The sequence below is a fragment of the Rhizobium sp. ARZ01 genome, from assembly GCF_014851675.1.
In the GTDB taxonomy this organism is placed as follows: domain Bacteria; phylum Pseudomonadota; class Alphaproteobacteria; order Rhizobiales; family Rhizobiaceae; genus Mycoplana.
Genome location: NZ_JACVAE010000001.1, coordinates 1,888,859 through 1,902,213, shown reverse-complemented (window position 1 = coordinate 1,902,213; position 13,355 = coordinate 1,888,859). Strand labels below are relative to the sequence as shown.

Sequence of the window (13,355 nt, the reverse complement as noted above, 5' to 3'; positions counted from 1 at the left end):
GCATGAGAAACTAAACTTCAGCTGCCTTTGCCGCCGCAATTCCACGATCGATCTTGGCAGTCAGAACGAACAGGAAGTTGCCCAACGCTTCCGCAAACTCAACTGATAGCTTTGCCTCCTCGGAAGTAACGTGCGGTTTCTCTGCATCCGCATGGCGTGGTCTGTTGGAGCCAAGGCGAACTTCATGAGCCCAATCTGCCATACCTTTCGTCAGTAAATTGTCCTTTAGAGCTTTATCGATTCGGGAGTAGAGCGACCCTTCGACGTAATCATGGGTTTTCAGCATCGCATCAACGGCGCTGCCAGCCATGACAGCCGCGGCGTCGGGGGCGTGAAGCGTTTCGAATGCCTGCTGCAAGAACCTGCGCGCTGGTTGCGGGATGTCCTCATGGGCCATATTGGCGCTAGGCCAGAGGTTAAGCGCGTCCAACCTGTCCGGGTGACGCCACGCGAGCCTCGCAGTAACCACAGAGCCACATGTATTGCACCGATAGGAGGCCCATCGCACTTGGCTCATCTCGGTCCAAGTGTCGCTCCAAAGTTTATTGAAGTTGGGGGTTGCGACTGAGCAATGGGGACAGCGACCGATGCCGAGCAGTTTGAAGGAAGCTTCAGTACCGTTTTGAGTGGAAAAAACACCTGTGTAGGCCGTCATGCATTTGTGCCCCGGTTGAAATAATTCAAAGGAAATCAAACTTGGCGCGAGGTGGCAAGAGGACTGGCGCTGGTCGGCCAAAGGGAGCCGCTACGCGCAAGACGAAGGAAATCGCCGATAGGGCATCGGCTGAGGGTATAACCCCGCTAGAGGTCATGCTGAAGGCAATGCGGACCCACGCCGAAAAGGAAGATTGGGACGCAGCCGCATCGATCGCGAAGGATGCCGCGCCCTACATGCACGCCAAGCTCGCCAGCGTTCAGCACTCCGGTCCGAAGGGTGGGCCGATCCAGACTGTAGACCTCACCAACGTATCGGATGACCAGCTTGCAGCACTCGAAGCCATCTTCGGCCCGCTTGCCAGATCCGGCGGTGATGATGAGAGCGATCCGGGCGGAGAAGGCGAGGCGGGCGGCTGAAGCGGAACGCGAGCGCATCGCAAAGGACGCCGAACGCATCCGGGCACGGTGCCAGACGCTCGTGGGGTTTATTCAAGAGTTCTGGGACGTCCTAGAGCCCAAGAAGCCCCTGAAGTTCGGATGGGCTCTACGGGCCATGTGCAAGCATCTGGAGGCGGTGACCGAGGGGCACATCCAGTTCCTCATGATGACCGTGCCGCCCGGCATGATGAAGTCGCTACTCCTGGTGTTTTGGAGCGCGTGGGAGTGGGGACCGATCGGCAGGCCTGATATTCAGGTGCTCGCCACCTCATACAGCCAGCCGAACGTGCTGCGCGACAACATGAAGCTTCGCCGACTGGTGGAGAGCGAGAAGTTCCAGGCGCTGTGGCCCCTCAGGCTACGCGACGATCAGAACGCAAAGGGGAAGTTCGAGAATACTGGCAGCGGGTTCAGTGAGGCCCGCCCGTTCAGTTCCATGACTGGTGGCCGCGGCGATCGGGTGAAGATCGACGACCCACATTCGACGGAGACGGCGGAGAGCGATACGGAGCGGCAGACGGCAGTCCGCATCTTCCGGGAAGGCATCTCCGACCGACTAAACGACGTCACGACCTCGGCGATCGTCATCATCATGCAGCGACTCCATGAGCAGGACGTAGCCGGCGTGGCGCTTCAACTCGACATCGGATTCATCCACCTCAATCTGCCGATGGAGTTTGAACCTGAGAGGGCTTGCCGGACCTATGTCGGCGGCGAGCTGTTCTTTGAGGACCCGCGGACCGAAGAAGGCGAGTTGCTTTTTCCCGAGCGGTTTCCGGCTGAGGAAATCGAACGCCTCAAGAAGGCAAAGGGCTCATATGCCTATAGCGGTCAGTACCAACAGCGGCCGGCGCCTCGCTCTGGCGGTATGTTCCAGCGTGGCGACTTTGAGATCGTCGATGCGGTTCCTGCCGGCGCTATGCGGTGCAGAGCGTGGGACTTTGCAGCAACGCAGCCTAAGCCGGGCAAGCAACCGGACTGGACTGTCGGCCTCCGGATGGCCCACCACGCCGGCATCTTCTACGTCGAGGATGTGAAGCGGGACCGGTGGTCGCCTGCCGATGTAGAGAAGAACCTGAAGAACACGGCCTCGCAAGACGGCCTCGGCATCAGGATCAGGATGCCCCAGGACCCCGGTGCGGCCGGCAAGTCGGACGCCGCGACAAAGGTAAAACTGCTCGCTGGCTACGAGGTCAAGGTGGTGGCCCCCACTGGCGAAAAGTCGGTGAGGGCAAAGCCGGCATCGGCCCAGGCTGAAGCAGGCAACGTAAAGCTCGTGCGCGGGCACTGGAACGACGCCTTCCTTGATGAGGTGTGTTCGTTCCCGAACGCGCAACACGATGACCAGGTGGACGCCTTCGCTGATGCTCTGAACGAGCTAGCGCTTGGCTCGACCTTCACTCTCGACAACATCTGAGGAACCCCATGGGGAATGTATTCGCCTTCGCTCGTGACAGCCTCACGAGCCTGGTGTCCCGTATGGGCACCGATAGGGACAAGGCGGCCACGACTTTCTACGCTCATACCGTGTTGTCGGATGAGCAGTTGATCGCGGCTTACAGCACGGCATGGTTGCCGCGCAAGATCGTCGAAATTCCGGCGCTCGACGCTTGCCGCAAGTGGCGCGACTGGCAGGCGAAAAAGCCCCAGATCGAGGCCATCGAGGGAGAAGAGAAGCGCCTGAACGTCCGCGGCAAGGTGCTGGAGGCACTGAAGAAAGCACGTCTGTTCGGAGGCGCGGCGCTTTACATCGGGACGGGCGATGCTGACCCGTCGCAGCCTCTGGAGGTCGAGCGCATTGGCAAAACTGGCTTGCGCTACCTGAACGTCATAACCCGCCGTCAGTTGTCGCCGGGCGAGATCGACCGGAACCCTGAATCCGAATGGTACGGCAAGCCGATGTCATACATCCTCAAGGGCAACAACGGCGAACAGATCACAATTCACCCGTCGCGCCTGGTGCTTTTCTCGGGCGCCACGCCGGCGGATGATGAGATTTCGACGAACGTCTGGCAGGGTTGGGGCGATAACTGCTTCTTCATTTTCGCCACCAGCCCAAGTGAAGCCAATGCCTGCCTACCATGGCGTGTATTTGGCCGCCAGTCACAGCCACTTCCGCAAACGGAGTGATCCCCATGCAATTCATCGACGCTGCACCGATCGCGGGGACGCGACGGACCGCCGACGGCTACCTTGTGGCCGAGGTCCGCACCGCGCGCACCGGCATTCAAGACTACGCCGGGTGGGAAGTCGGCAAGCCCGACATGCCCGTGGTCAAGGTCTATCGCCCGGCCGATCAGGTTTTCGCCAAGGACAGCCTCGGCAGCTACGCTCACAAGCCAGTGACGAACGATCACCCCGACGAGGCGGTGACGGCCGACAACTGGAAAGACCTGTCCGTCGGCCAGATCGGCGACGAGATTGCCCGCGACGGCGAGTTCGTCCGAATCCCTCTCATCGTCATGGATGCCGCCGCGATCAAGGGAGCCGCCTAATGCCTGCTGTTCAGACCAACTACACGGCCACCCACGCCCGCTGGGTCGAGGGCATGGTCCTCAACATGGAGCCGAACGTCATCGTCACCCGCGTTGCGGAAGACGTCGAGGGCATTGGCTTCGGTAAGGTCGGTGTGCAAGGCACCGCCGACAACCAGGTTGTGGGCTCCGAGGCCACGGTTAAGTTCGTGGGCATCGCTGTCCTCGACACCACCCAGCCGACCGGCAAGTACGAGCAGTACTCCAACGTCGCGCTGATGAAGAAGGGCGTCATCGTGGCTCAGGCCTCGGTCGCCGTCGCCGTGGGCGATCCGGTCTACTACGTCCCGGCAACGGGCGTTCTGACCAACGTCTCGACCAGCAACACCCAGATCGTGGGCGCCCAGTGGGACACCAGCACCTCCGGTGCCGGTCTCGCAGCGCTTCGCCTCGGCTAACAAGGAGCGTCTACAATGAACGCACACATCATGCAGGACGCTCAGCAGGTCGCGATGAGCTTCCTTATCCGTCAGGCCTCGCTCATCGAGCCGACGGTCTACGCGATGCGGTATCAGGAAATCCAGTACGCGAGCCTGATCCCGGTTGATACCTCGGCGCCGGAGTGGATCCAGTCCGTCACCTACTTCTCCATGGACGGCGTCGGCAAGGCCGACTGGTTCCACGGCAACGCGCAGGACATCCCGAAGGTCGAGCTGACCCGCGAGAAGTTCGAGACGTCTGTCAGCATGGCCGCAATCGGATACGGCTACACGCTGGAAGAGCTTGGCACCGCTCAGCTCCTCGGCATGAACTTGACCGCCGACAAGGCCACGCTGGCCCGCCGTGTGGCCGAAGAGAAGATCGACTCCGTCGCCTTCGTCGGTGATACCAGCAAGGGCTTGCAGGGGCTGGTTAACTCCTCGTCCCCGACCGCGACGACGGCTCCGGCCGATGGCACCGGCTCGGCGACCACCTTCGCCAGCAAGACGCCTGATAATGTGCTTCGCGACATCAACGGCCAGCTTACCGGCATGTTCACTGGTACGCTCGGTGCGGAAATCGCGGACACCCTCCTGCTTCCGTACTCGGTGCTGCTGGACATCTCCAACCGTCGCATCGATCAGGTTAACCAGACCACGATCCTCGAATGGGTGAAGAAGAACAACATCTACACCCTGACGACGGGCCAGGAACTGACCATCCGCGGCGTGTTCGGCTACCTCGACACGGCCGGTGCATCCAGCACCAAGCGCATGGTCGCCTATCGTCGCTCGCCCGAGGTGCTGAAAATGCACCTTCCAATGCCGTTCCGCTTCCTGCAGCCGTGGCAGACCGGGCCGATCAAGTTCGATGTCCCCGGCATTTTCCGCGTCGGTGGTGTCGATATCCGTCGGCCCAAGGCGGTCCGCTATCTCGACGGCATCTAAGGAGGGCCGACCATGAAAGTCACGAACGTCTCTCAGGGCCCTCGCGGGCTCAACACCAAGGATGGTCCGGTCCTCGTCGAGCCGGGTCATCGACGGCACGGTGATCAAGACGGGCGATATGCAGATCTACATCTCGTCAATTGGACTGCCGATCGTTCCTGGTCCGGGCGACATCGTCACCGCCAACGGGACCGACTACACCGTCATAGCGTCCGATCCGAACTCCTTCGACGGCGTGACGCCGGTCGTTCATATCTTACAGGGAAGGGTTGCGGCCTAATTAGTCCGGTTGGATCAGAACCTGGCAAAGGATGTCGGATACTCCGTCAGCCCCTGTGAAAGCCATTCCTTTCCCGTCAGGCAGCCTGATCATAATGCGAGTGTTCTTGAGGTTGTCCAGAATAAGCAGACGTGTACCATCTTTGACTTCGACATTGGCAGACCAGGTTTTCACACGAGCCGCTTCCCTAAAAGGAGCGAAGTTTGACGATGACGAGGCCACATCAGCACCGCCAGACCCGTTCAGCGAAAACTCGATCGTCGTCCCGGGAAGAGCGCAGTTTACGACGCCAAATTTTTGGTAAGGCTCCGCGTTCGCAGTTGATGCCAGAGCCGCAAAAGATGCTGCGGTAACAAACAGTCGAGAATAATCCACGTAACCCATCCGCCCCTCCATTTCCCAAGGACTCATAGCGCGAGCCTTGTGAAAGTCGAGATGCAATTTAGGTTGTCTAATCAGAAGTAGGATTGCCCAATGAGCAAGGTAACCGTCGAAGTGGTGCTCCCGCACAAGGGGAAGGCCAAGGGCGAGACCTATGGCGTGACGCTAGTTGAGGCGAAGGCGCTGGAGGCTATCGGTCTGGCGAAGCGCGTTGCTGCCGCGAAGAAGGCTCCGAAGTCCAAGTAATGGGATCCCTCCGCCAACAGATAGACGCGCTCCTTGCCCGTCTTGAGCCGGCCATGGCCTCTGCCTTCCGCGAGGCAGTGGAAGACATCAAATCCAACATCGTGCTTCGTGAGGTAGTGGAGCTCTTGGAGCGCAGGGACATCGAAGGCGCGATCCAAGCGTTGCATATCGAACCGGCCGCTTTCCGCCCGCTGTCCGAAGCGATCCGGCAGGCCTTCAACGAAGGTGGCATCCTCGTTGTCGACCGGCTGCCGCGGCTGTTCGACCCGATGGGCGGCCGGGTGGTAGTCCGGTGGGACGTGCAGAACCAGCGCGCCGAGCAGATCATCCGCGAACTGTCGTCGACGGCGATCACCAACATTACCGAGGACACCAAGCAGCTCGCCCGCGAAAAGACCGCCTCAGGCTTTGCTCAGGGGCAGGGGCCGCGCACGATCGCGCTGGACATAGCCGGTCGCGTCTCTCGTGTCACAGGACGCCGTGAGGGCGGGTTGCTCGGCATGACGTCTCAACTGGCGCGCACGGTCGAGAACGCGCGTTTGGCGCTCGCCGGCGGCGACGTGGAGGGGATGAAGCGATATCTCACCCTGACGAGGCGGGACAAGCGTTTCGACCGGCAGGTGTTGAAGGCGATTTCCGAGGGCAAGGCTCTCCCGCCGGAGGTCGTGCAGAAGGCGATCGGGCGGCTGTCCGATGGATACGTCAAGCTGCGGTCGGAAACGATCGCTCGGACGGAAACAGCCATGTCGGTCAACGTGGCGCAGCACGAAGCCTATCAGCAGGGCTTGGACAAGGCGGGGCGTGACGCCTCGCTGGTGACGCGCACATGGCGCAGTGCCGGCGACCGGCGCGTCCGACACACGCACATGGTCATGAACGCGCAAGAGGTGACAGGGATGGATCTGCCGTTCCAGTCGCCATCCGGCGCGCTCATGCGCTTCCCAAGCGATACCAGCATGGGAGCAGGGGTCGGCGAAGTCATCGGTTGCCGCTGCATCTGCATCTAGCCGCGATGGCAATGACGTTCTGACCGGGGTCGCTCAAGCGAATGGGATTGTCGTGATCGACGGAAACACGTTCATCGACTGCACGACTGGCCCTGTGGTCGGGTTCAGCAACGCCAGCGGCTCGAACGCAACCCAGTGGGTGAAGCACAAGAACGTGTCGATCGCGAACAACACGATTATTGACAACACCCCCCAGTCGGGCCAGCCGCTCTTCCTCCTCACCTGGATCGATAAGCTGACCGTGAGCGGAAATAAGCACATCGGCACGCGCGCCCGCGCGATCGAGCAGCGTTATTGCTCAAACGTCAATATTACCGGGAATGAATTCGCCAGCTACGTGCAAGATGGCATGACGATCAATGAAGGTGGCACCGCTGCCGAATTGCCGTGGGCCGGAACAGGTGTTTCCACCAACATCAAGGTTCAGGGCAATACTATCCAGTCGGCTAACATCGCGGGCATCCGGCTCGCTAACGGTCTAAAACGCGTGGCAGTGACGGGAAACGTGATCGAGAAAGTCGGCGTAGGCGGTGTCGCCTATCCCGGCATCTATATGCTTTCGGGGCCTGCCGGCGCGACGATCGAAGGCAACCTGCTCGACGGAACTACGGGCAACATGTTATTCGGCGTAGACGTTCGCTCGGGATGTACTGGTATCATCATCGGCGACAATCAGGTGACGGGGGGCGCACCGTATAGTCATGCGGGAACAGGTCGGCTTGCAGCAGGCGGCTCAGGAACGCCGCTCTCCGTTATCGTCGCCCCGGTTGGATCGACGTGGGGCCGGACTGACGGCGGTGCGGCAACCTCCTTCTATGTGAAGGAGACCGGTGCGGGCGCGGCGACCGGGTGGGTGGCTAAATGACGTATGTGCCAGCTCTGGCCGGATAGAAGTACATCGACAAGACGAACTCCAATGAATACATCAAGACCGGAACGGGCATTTTAGGTCGCGTACGTTAGGCGGGGAGAGCAGTGTGGCGGCGCAAGACCTGAGGGTTGGGGTTCTAGGAACATCAAATGCCGTAGCCAAAGACGGTTGGGCTGCAGCTCTCGCGGCCCAACCCGGCGTTTCCATCGTGGGGAATGCTTCTCTTGGTTCTAGCCACGCAACTATGCTCCCTTACAGATTGCCATCGTTAGACGCCGTCGATATGGACGTTTTGATTCTAGACATCTGCGTCAATGAACAGCGTGCGGCGAACAAAAATCTATATGACCTTTCCCAAAGTTCGCAGATCCTCGACTACGTTCTTGGTTGGTGCTCATCGAGGAAGGTAATTCCTGTTGTTTTGATCCTGCCCGTCAAGGAAAACCAGATAGGTGCACGCGCAACGACAGTGCGTCAGCACTGGATATCAGTAGCAAAAAAGGCAGGAATTCCTTACTTCGACGGCTATGCATTTGCAACTGATCTCAGTTTCTACGCGCGAAAGTCGATCGCCTCCCTGTTTAAGGACGACCACCACCTATCAGGCGAGGTTCAGCAGATTATGGCAAAAAAGCTGACGGAAAGGTTGAAAGCGTTTCTTTCGATAGCGCGGATGTCGCGGCGCTTCAAATTTGTGCATCCGTTTCGATATGTGTCGACAGGAGGGGATGTTGAACGGCGAACGTCGCTTCTTGCGGAAAGATTTCTGCGGTTGAGCGAGGGCGATGCGTTAGTGGTGAATTGCGGTCGCGGCTCGATCGTGGGTGCCGTCGTCAATATGGCCCAGACCAACGCATCATTGTGCTTCAAGGGCAAAACCCGCCTTCTTAAGCGGTTGGATAGCGCCTACTTCGATCCGGCCCGGCCCATATGGCTGGTAGCTTGGTCGCTGTTGTCGCCCGTAAAAAGCCGGGGCGGAACTGTGCTGGTTAAGCAAACTGCATCCAGCGCATGCAGCATGTTTGAGGACAACGACCACACCCGCAATGGTGCGCTTCCATCTCCGGATTTTCCGCCCATTGTCGAAATAGCAGGCTTCGTAGTTAGAGACCCCAAGCGCCTCATGACTGTGGTTTCTACGAGAGGTTCAGAGATCGACTTGCTCCGCTTATAGGGCAGACCGCTGACCTGAGCCCTTTACTATCCGCGCGCCTACTACCTGCTGTGGGCCTGTCCCAGCAACGTGACCGATCTCATCGGTAACCCGCTGTTCTATGCGGTGTCATGGCCTGGCGCCACTTCTCCTGACCCAAGGACAATCCCATGAACCGACAAGCGTTCTTCGCGAGCGTTCGCGCCCGCGCGTCTGGCTGACAACACCCACGATCGAAGGAAACCTCAATGGACAGGACCGTTCCCCCGGGCGCGGCTCTTCTGCTCGCGTTCGTCTACGAGACCGAAACGAGCATGAAGGCGCCGGAATGCTACGATGTCATCTACGGCCACAACCAGGGCAAGTTGCCGAAGCCACTCACGTCCATGACCTATGGCGAAGTCGTCGACGCCCAGAAGGGCTGGACCAAACGATTTGGCTCCAGTGCAGCCGGTGCGCCGCAGTTCATGCGTGCCACGTTGATCGATCTCGCCAAGGCGAATCTATCGCTCAAGGGGACGGATCTGTTCACGGCCGATCTGCAGGACCGGCTTGCCTACAAACTGCTGGTGCGGCGTGGTTATGACCTTTTCACGGCCGGGAAGATCAGCCGCACCGAGTTCGGCAAGCGCCTCGCACAGGAATGGGCCTCGTTGCCTGTGCTTGCGTCCACGAAGGGTGCTCACCGCGATCTCAAGCGAGGGCAGTCGTTCTATGCCGGTGACGGACTCAACAAGTCGTTGGTCTCGCCCGAGAAGGTGGAAGCGATCCTCGATCGTGTGAAAGCGGCGGGACTGTCCGTCGATGCAGGTGAACCGGTCGAGGAGCGTCAGGCGCCAACAGCACCACGGCCAAAGCCGGTGGCGAAGTCCGGCCGCTTCTGGACATGGTTCTTTTCTGGGACCGGCATGGGGGCGATGATCCTTGAGAAACTGAACATCGTCGCCTTGGACTGGCGCGTTCAGATGCTCATCTTCGGTTCGATCATCGCCTTTGCGGTCTACGCCATTGCGACGATGCCAGCCGTTCGCCACGCGCTCGGGATCAAGTGATGTTCTCCCGCCTCACGTTGGCCGCTGGCGCTGTTCTGGGCGCATCCGCTGCCGCTGCAACCTTCACGGTGCTGAACGTGCTGCTGTGGCTTCCTACCGCCAGAGACGAGGGCAGGGACCTTGAACGGGCCGACGCCCTGAAGCGCTCCATCGAAATCATCCAGCAGAGGAGCCGCACCAATGCGGAAGTCAACGCTCTTGATGCTCGCGGCATTTGCATCGATCTCGGTGGCGAGTGGGTGCAAGACCACTGCGAGTGACGTGACCGGGACGGGATTCGAGACGCTGACGCCATCGGCTGCAACGCGTTCGTACATCGTCGCCAACGATCTTCCGTTCGCTCGCCAGATCGCATCCCATAACCGAACCTGCCAGCAGATGGCCGGTTGCGCGAAATAGTAGAGGCCAATCCATGTCCGACAAATACAACTCGCTCGTCGGCCTGCTCGATGCATGGTTCGGCGGTGCCTTCACCACCCTGATTGGCGCATTTATCGGCCGCATCATGTGGCATGCGCAGGAGGTCAAGAAGGCACGCCGGAAGTTCCTCGGGCGCGAACTGATCTGGGAACTGCCGATCGCCGTCGGTATGGCGCTGATAGGTGAGGGGTTGGCGTCGTGGCTCCAGTTCGGTCAGCCCGTTTCAACGGGGCTTGTCGCGGCACTTGCCTATCTGGGACCGCGCGGCGCAGAGGTTCTGTTTATGAAATGGTTCGGGGCGAAAGTGGGGTAGTTGTTACGACATTCGTTCAAGTTGTCGCCACCGGAGACTAAGCTATGATTTATTTGCGGATGTGTCGTTACCAACGTGCCCCAGGGGTTCGCAGGCCGCTGACTTCCCTTGCGGACTTTGGTCAGTGTTTGAGTATCGGCGACATGTCCGCTTTCCCACCCATTTCTGAGATCGTCGCTTCGTAGCGATCGAGATAAGCATCAATCTCCGTCAGAGTGGCATCATAGTACATGCCAAGGACAACGGCGTCGGTGGCGCAGTGAAGGACCCTGTATCTGACATTTTTGCCCTGTCGGCGGGCAAGCATCTCGAATCCCATTCGATTGGCGCGCGCAATGACAAAATGGGCTTTAACACGGTGCTCGCCGCTCATGGGCCACCCCAGCGCGGGCCGGCGTGGGGCTCTTCGCCGGATCCACCGCACTCGTCATATACGCCTATCGTGCCATCGATGCGATAGTCAATCGCGCACCGTTCGAGCGATTTATTACCACCACCCGACCAACTGCCCGGTATTGATAACCATGGACGCAACCGCGGCAATCGCGCCGCCTATAACGAAGAAATAGAGCACGAAGTCGCGGATCATGCTGAAACCTTTGTGATAGCGCCCGGCAACAACACGAAGCGCTGCCGGGCTACTTGCTGTCTCATACGCAAGCAATTCGCATATCCGCGAACAATGATAATTTAGCCGTGCCTTATTTACACTTTGTTACGCCTAGCTTGGCCCGCTGGTGCAGACGTGCTGTTCATGCGGTGGTTCGGGGCGAAGGTCGGGTAAGGTGCACGCCCAAGAAAAAGCCCAGCGTGTGCGGTACGCTGGGCAAGTACAGTTGGGGTAGTGGCGTAGGGAGGCGCCACAACCAAATAATACGCAATACCCGCAATCAGGGCGATAGCCAGATGTGGCTACCCACTTCTTGGGGTGGGTTGGTGGTCCTGAGGAGCCAAGGGGCGAAAGCCACGTTGTTGAGTGGTGCCGGCAGCGCCTGATCACCACCACCCGACCAGTTGCCCGGTCTTAATCACCATGCCGGCGATCGTCGTGATGCCAACTCCGACGATGAGCGCATAGATCCACCAAGGGTCGTGCTTCATGCCCGCTCTTCCGGCCTGTGCTCAAAGCACCACCAATCCGTCGCACCCTTGCCGCGGTCATAGCCGAACATCCCCCACTTCTTACAGCCCGGGTGCTGGCAATAGTGCTCCTCGTGGATGTTGTCCGTCTTGGTGCTGTGTTTGTCGTCACTCATCCCCGTCTCGCCTTCATGAATCGCTCGTGCTCGTGGATGGCTTCTACGTCCTCCGGCGTCATCCCGAATAGGGTTCCTGCCATCGCGGCATCATAGGCGTCTTCACAAGCCTTAGCAGCAAGGCGTGCGGTATCCTCGGACCCGTACCATGCATTCCCCAGCCGACCGAAATCCCTGACGCCAGCCAGGCAGACAAGGTTCCAGTCCCATTTGCTCGGGTTGTTCGATGGGTTCAGCAGCCGGCCGAATTTGCGCTTGCCAACCCAGCCGGCGAACAGGCGATCTTCGTCACGGTCCTTGATCCATTGGTAGCGGGGGCGGGGGCCTTCGTCGTCGGTCATGGGCATGGTATCCATCCGTAATGTTTCGCGCGCAAGGATACCTTGTCCACAGACGTCGAAAACGGTGGATTTCATTTTACAATTTGATCTTGACGAAACTGAAAACGTTGAGCTTTTTTGAGCCGCATTTTACAGGTGCTTTTGCTGTAAGGGTCTGTTTTCATTGTAGATACGATGGGACTCTTAATCAGCGGGTCCACGGTTCGAGCCCGTGATCACCCACCAAACTTTTCAAAGACTTAGTGTTTACCCCTGTCGATCTTAAAATAGCCAGGCAGCAAATAGGCAGCGACGGTATCGCCAGTGGCCTTGTCGATCTGACGCTGGTGACGGATATCGTGCGCTGCACGACGCACCCCCATGACACTGCCCCCTGCCCACCCATAGTCGCGGCGTTTGAACATCCGGTCGATCGCTGTTTCGCGCGACACCACGCATCTTCGCCGGCTTACATTTCGGCTCTTCCACCGTGGGCAGGTCGATTGTCTCTAGCTTTGATGATCTACGACAGCCTCCGGCTGGTCCTAGAAGGCAATGCCCTCAGCCATCAACTCGCGGCCCGGACCCCAGGCCACCGCTAGTCCGTGCAAGCCGCCTCGAACTCGCCAATAACATCTAAGGAGTTGTCATCGCGGAGAACGGCGTCCGCGCCCACTAGGTCGGGGTCAAGTTCCGCAGCCTCCTTTGTGTACGATGAAATGAAGAAAGCCTTTTTGCCTTCCCAGACCTCGCGACCGTCGATCAACGCATAACACGGCCGCGCCGTTTCGAAATCGGCCTGGAGCTCCTCCACGGTCGGCTGCGCTGTGACCGCTGCGAACGCAGCGGCGAATAGAACCGGCGACATCAACTCATCTCCCTTGTCTGAAGCGAGGACAGCAGATTCGGCGCTTCAGGTCGACATCTCGCGCCGCCTATACACGCCAAGTTCTGGGCTGAGGAGCAGTTCGGTCCTCGAACTAGACGGGCCACGCTGAAGTCGCTCATGCTATTGAGGATCGATTGCCTTCGCGATGCGACTATTGCGTGCAGGCGATTG

19 protein-coding genes and 3 pseudogenes are annotated in these 13,355 nt (G+C 59.4%); 14 read left to right on the top strand and 8 right to left on the bottom strand.

The window, feature by feature from the left end; all coding sequences use genetic code 11:
• Positions 1 to 10 precede the first annotated feature (10 nt).
• Positions 11 to 655, bottom strand: coding sequence for a DUF4145 domain-containing protein (locus IB238_RS09125; RefSeq protein WP_192245498.1), 645 nt, complete (start codon positions 653 to 655; stop codon positions 11 to 13).
• A gap of 41 nt (positions 656 to 696) precedes the next feature.
• On the opposite strand from IB238_RS09125, the gene IB238_RS09120 reads away from it, so the two are divergent.
• From IB238_RS09120 to IB238_RS09090, 7 genes and pseudogenes are all read left to right on the top strand, one after another.
• Entirely contained in the window at positions 697 to 1,074 is a 378-nt protein-coding gene (locus tag IB238_RS09120; RefSeq protein ID WP_192245496.1) for a hypothetical protein, read from the top strand.
• Positions 1,034 to 2,512, top strand: a complete 1,479-nt coding sequence (gene terL / locus IB238_RS09115) for a phage terminase large subunit (protein WP_348648217.1) — start codon at positions 1,034 to 1,036, stop codon at positions 2,510 to 2,512. Before IB238_RS09120 ends, terL begins: the two co-directional genes overlap by 41 nt.
• 8 nt (positions 2,513 to 2,520) lie before the next feature.
• Positions 2,521 to 3,126 (top strand): annotated as a pseudogene (locus IB238_RS09110) (phage portal protein); the annotation flags it as partial.
• Positions 3,127 to 3,230: 104 nt separating this feature from the next.
• Positions 3,231 to 3,569, top strand: a pseudogene (locus tag IB238_RS09105) (DUF2213 domain-containing protein); the annotation flags it as partial.
• Positions 3,570 to 3,589: 20 nt separating this feature from the next.
• Positions 3,590 to 4,027, top strand: a complete 438-nt coding sequence (locus tag IB238_RS09100; RefSeq protein ID WP_192245494.1) for a DUF2190 family protein — start codon at positions 3,590 to 3,592, stop codon at positions 4,025 to 4,027.
• A gap of 15 nt (positions 4,028 to 4,042) precedes the next feature.
• Complete coding sequence (locus IB238_RS09095; RefSeq protein ID WP_192245492.1) at positions 4,043 to 4,996, top strand: major capsid family protein; 954 nt, start codon at positions 4,043 to 4,045, stop codon at positions 4,994 to 4,996.
• Between the two features lie 79 nt (positions 4,997 to 5,075).
• Positions 5,076 to 5,276, top strand: a pseudogene (locus tag IB238_RS09090) (hypothetical protein); the annotation flags it as partial.
• On the opposite strand, the gene IB238_RS09085 reads toward IB238_RS09090, so the two are convergent.
• Positions 5,277 to 5,660 carry a hypothetical protein gene (locus tag IB238_RS09085; RefSeq protein ID WP_192245488.1) on the bottom strand — a complete coding sequence of 128 codons (384 nt, stop codon included), beginning with the start codon at positions 5,658 to 5,660 and terminating at the stop codon, positions 5,277 to 5,279. It abuts the pseudogene before it with no gap.
• 90 nt (positions 5,661 to 5,750) lie between these two features.
• Here IB238_RS09085 and IB238_RS09080 point away from each other — a divergent pair, with 90 nt between their 5' ends.
• The 7 genes from IB238_RS09080 (at position 5,751) to IB238_RS09050 (ending at position 10,719) form a co-directional block, all read left to right on the top strand.
• Entirely contained in the window at positions 5,751 to 5,903 is a 153-nt protein-coding gene (locus IB238_RS09080; RefSeq protein WP_192245487.1) for a hypothetical protein, read from the top strand.
• Positions 5,903 to 6,910 (top strand): head morphogenesis protein, encoded by a 1,008-nt coding sequence (locus IB238_RS09075; RefSeq protein WP_192245485.1) that lies wholly within the window; start codon positions 5,903 to 5,905, stop codon positions 6,908 to 6,910. The genes IB238_RS09080 and IB238_RS09075 overlap by 1 nt, the downstream gene beginning before the upstream one ends.
• Positions 6,911 to 6,962: 52 nt before the next feature.
• Positions 6,963 to 7,775, top strand: coding sequence for a right-handed parallel beta-helix repeat-containing protein (locus IB238_RS09070; protein WP_192245483.1), 813 nt, complete (start codon positions 6,963 to 6,965; stop codon positions 7,773 to 7,775).
• A 112-nt stretch (positions 7,776 to 7,887) separates the two neighbouring features.
• Positions 7,888 to 8,955, top strand: coding sequence for an SGNH/GDSL hydrolase family protein (locus IB238_RS09065; RefSeq protein WP_192245481.1), 1,068 nt, complete (start codon positions 7,888 to 7,890; stop codon positions 8,953 to 8,955).
• Positions 8,956 to 9,182: 227 nt separating this feature from the next.
• Positions 9,183 to 9,986 (top strand): hypothetical protein, encoded by an 804-nt coding sequence (locus tag IB238_RS09060; RefSeq protein ID WP_192245479.1) that lies wholly within the window; start codon positions 9,183 to 9,185, stop codon positions 9,984 to 9,986.
• The gene (locus IB238_RS09055; RefSeq protein ID WP_192245477.1) at positions 9,986 to 10,246 is read left to right on the top strand and encodes a hypothetical protein; all 261 of its coding nucleotides are present in this window, start codon (positions 9,986 to 9,988) and stop codon (positions 10,244 to 10,246) included. The genes IB238_RS09060 and IB238_RS09055 overlap by 1 nt, the downstream gene beginning before the upstream one ends.
• Before the next feature lie 152 nt (positions 10,247 to 10,398).
• The gene (locus tag IB238_RS09050) at positions 10,399 to 10,719 is read left to right on the top strand and encodes a phage holin family protein (RefSeq protein WP_192245475.1); all 321 of its coding nucleotides are present in this window, start codon (positions 10,399 to 10,401) and stop codon (positions 10,717 to 10,719) included.
• Positions 10,720 to 10,840: 121 nt separating this feature from the next.
• Here the strand turns inward: IB238_RS09050 and IB238_RS09045 are convergent, their stop codons facing one another.
• The 6 genes from IB238_RS09045 to IB238_RS09020 all read right to left on the bottom strand — a co-directional run bounded on the left by IB238_RS09045 (position 10,841) and on the right by IB238_RS09020 (position 13,163).
• A complete protein-coding gene (locus tag IB238_RS09045) occupies positions 10,841 to 11,092 on the bottom strand; it encodes a hypothetical protein (protein ID WP_192245473.1) in 252 nt (83 codons plus the stop codon).
• A 114-nt stretch (positions 11,093 to 11,206) separates the two neighbouring features.
• Positions 11,207 to 11,383 (bottom strand): hypothetical protein, encoded by a 177-nt coding sequence (locus IB238_RS09040; protein WP_192245471.1) that lies wholly within the window; start codon positions 11,381 to 11,383, stop codon positions 11,207 to 11,209.
• A 433-nt stretch (positions 11,384 to 11,816) separates the two neighbouring features.
• Positions 11,817 to 11,975, bottom strand: coding sequence for a hypothetical protein (locus IB238_RS09035; protein WP_192245469.1), 159 nt, complete (start codon positions 11,973 to 11,975; stop codon positions 11,817 to 11,819).
• On the bottom strand, positions 11,972 to 12,316 hold the full coding sequence (locus IB238_RS09030) for a hypothetical protein (protein WP_192245467.1): 345 nt from the start codon (positions 12,314 to 12,316) through the stop codon (positions 11,972 to 11,974). Before IB238_RS09030 ends, IB238_RS09035 begins: the two co-directional genes overlap by 4 nt.
• 239 nt (positions 12,317 to 12,555) lie before the next feature.
• Positions 12,556 to 12,750: a hypothetical protein gene (locus IB238_RS09025; protein ID WP_192245465.1), complete on the bottom strand. Its 195-nt coding sequence runs from the start codon at positions 12,748 to 12,750 to the stop codon at positions 12,556 to 12,558.
• Between the two features lie 143 nt (positions 12,751 to 12,893).
• Positions 12,894 to 13,163 (bottom strand): hypothetical protein, encoded by a 270-nt coding sequence (locus tag IB238_RS09020; protein ID WP_192245464.1) that lies wholly within the window; start codon positions 13,161 to 13,163, stop codon positions 12,894 to 12,896.
• Positions 13,164 to 13,355 lie beyond the last annotated feature (192 nt).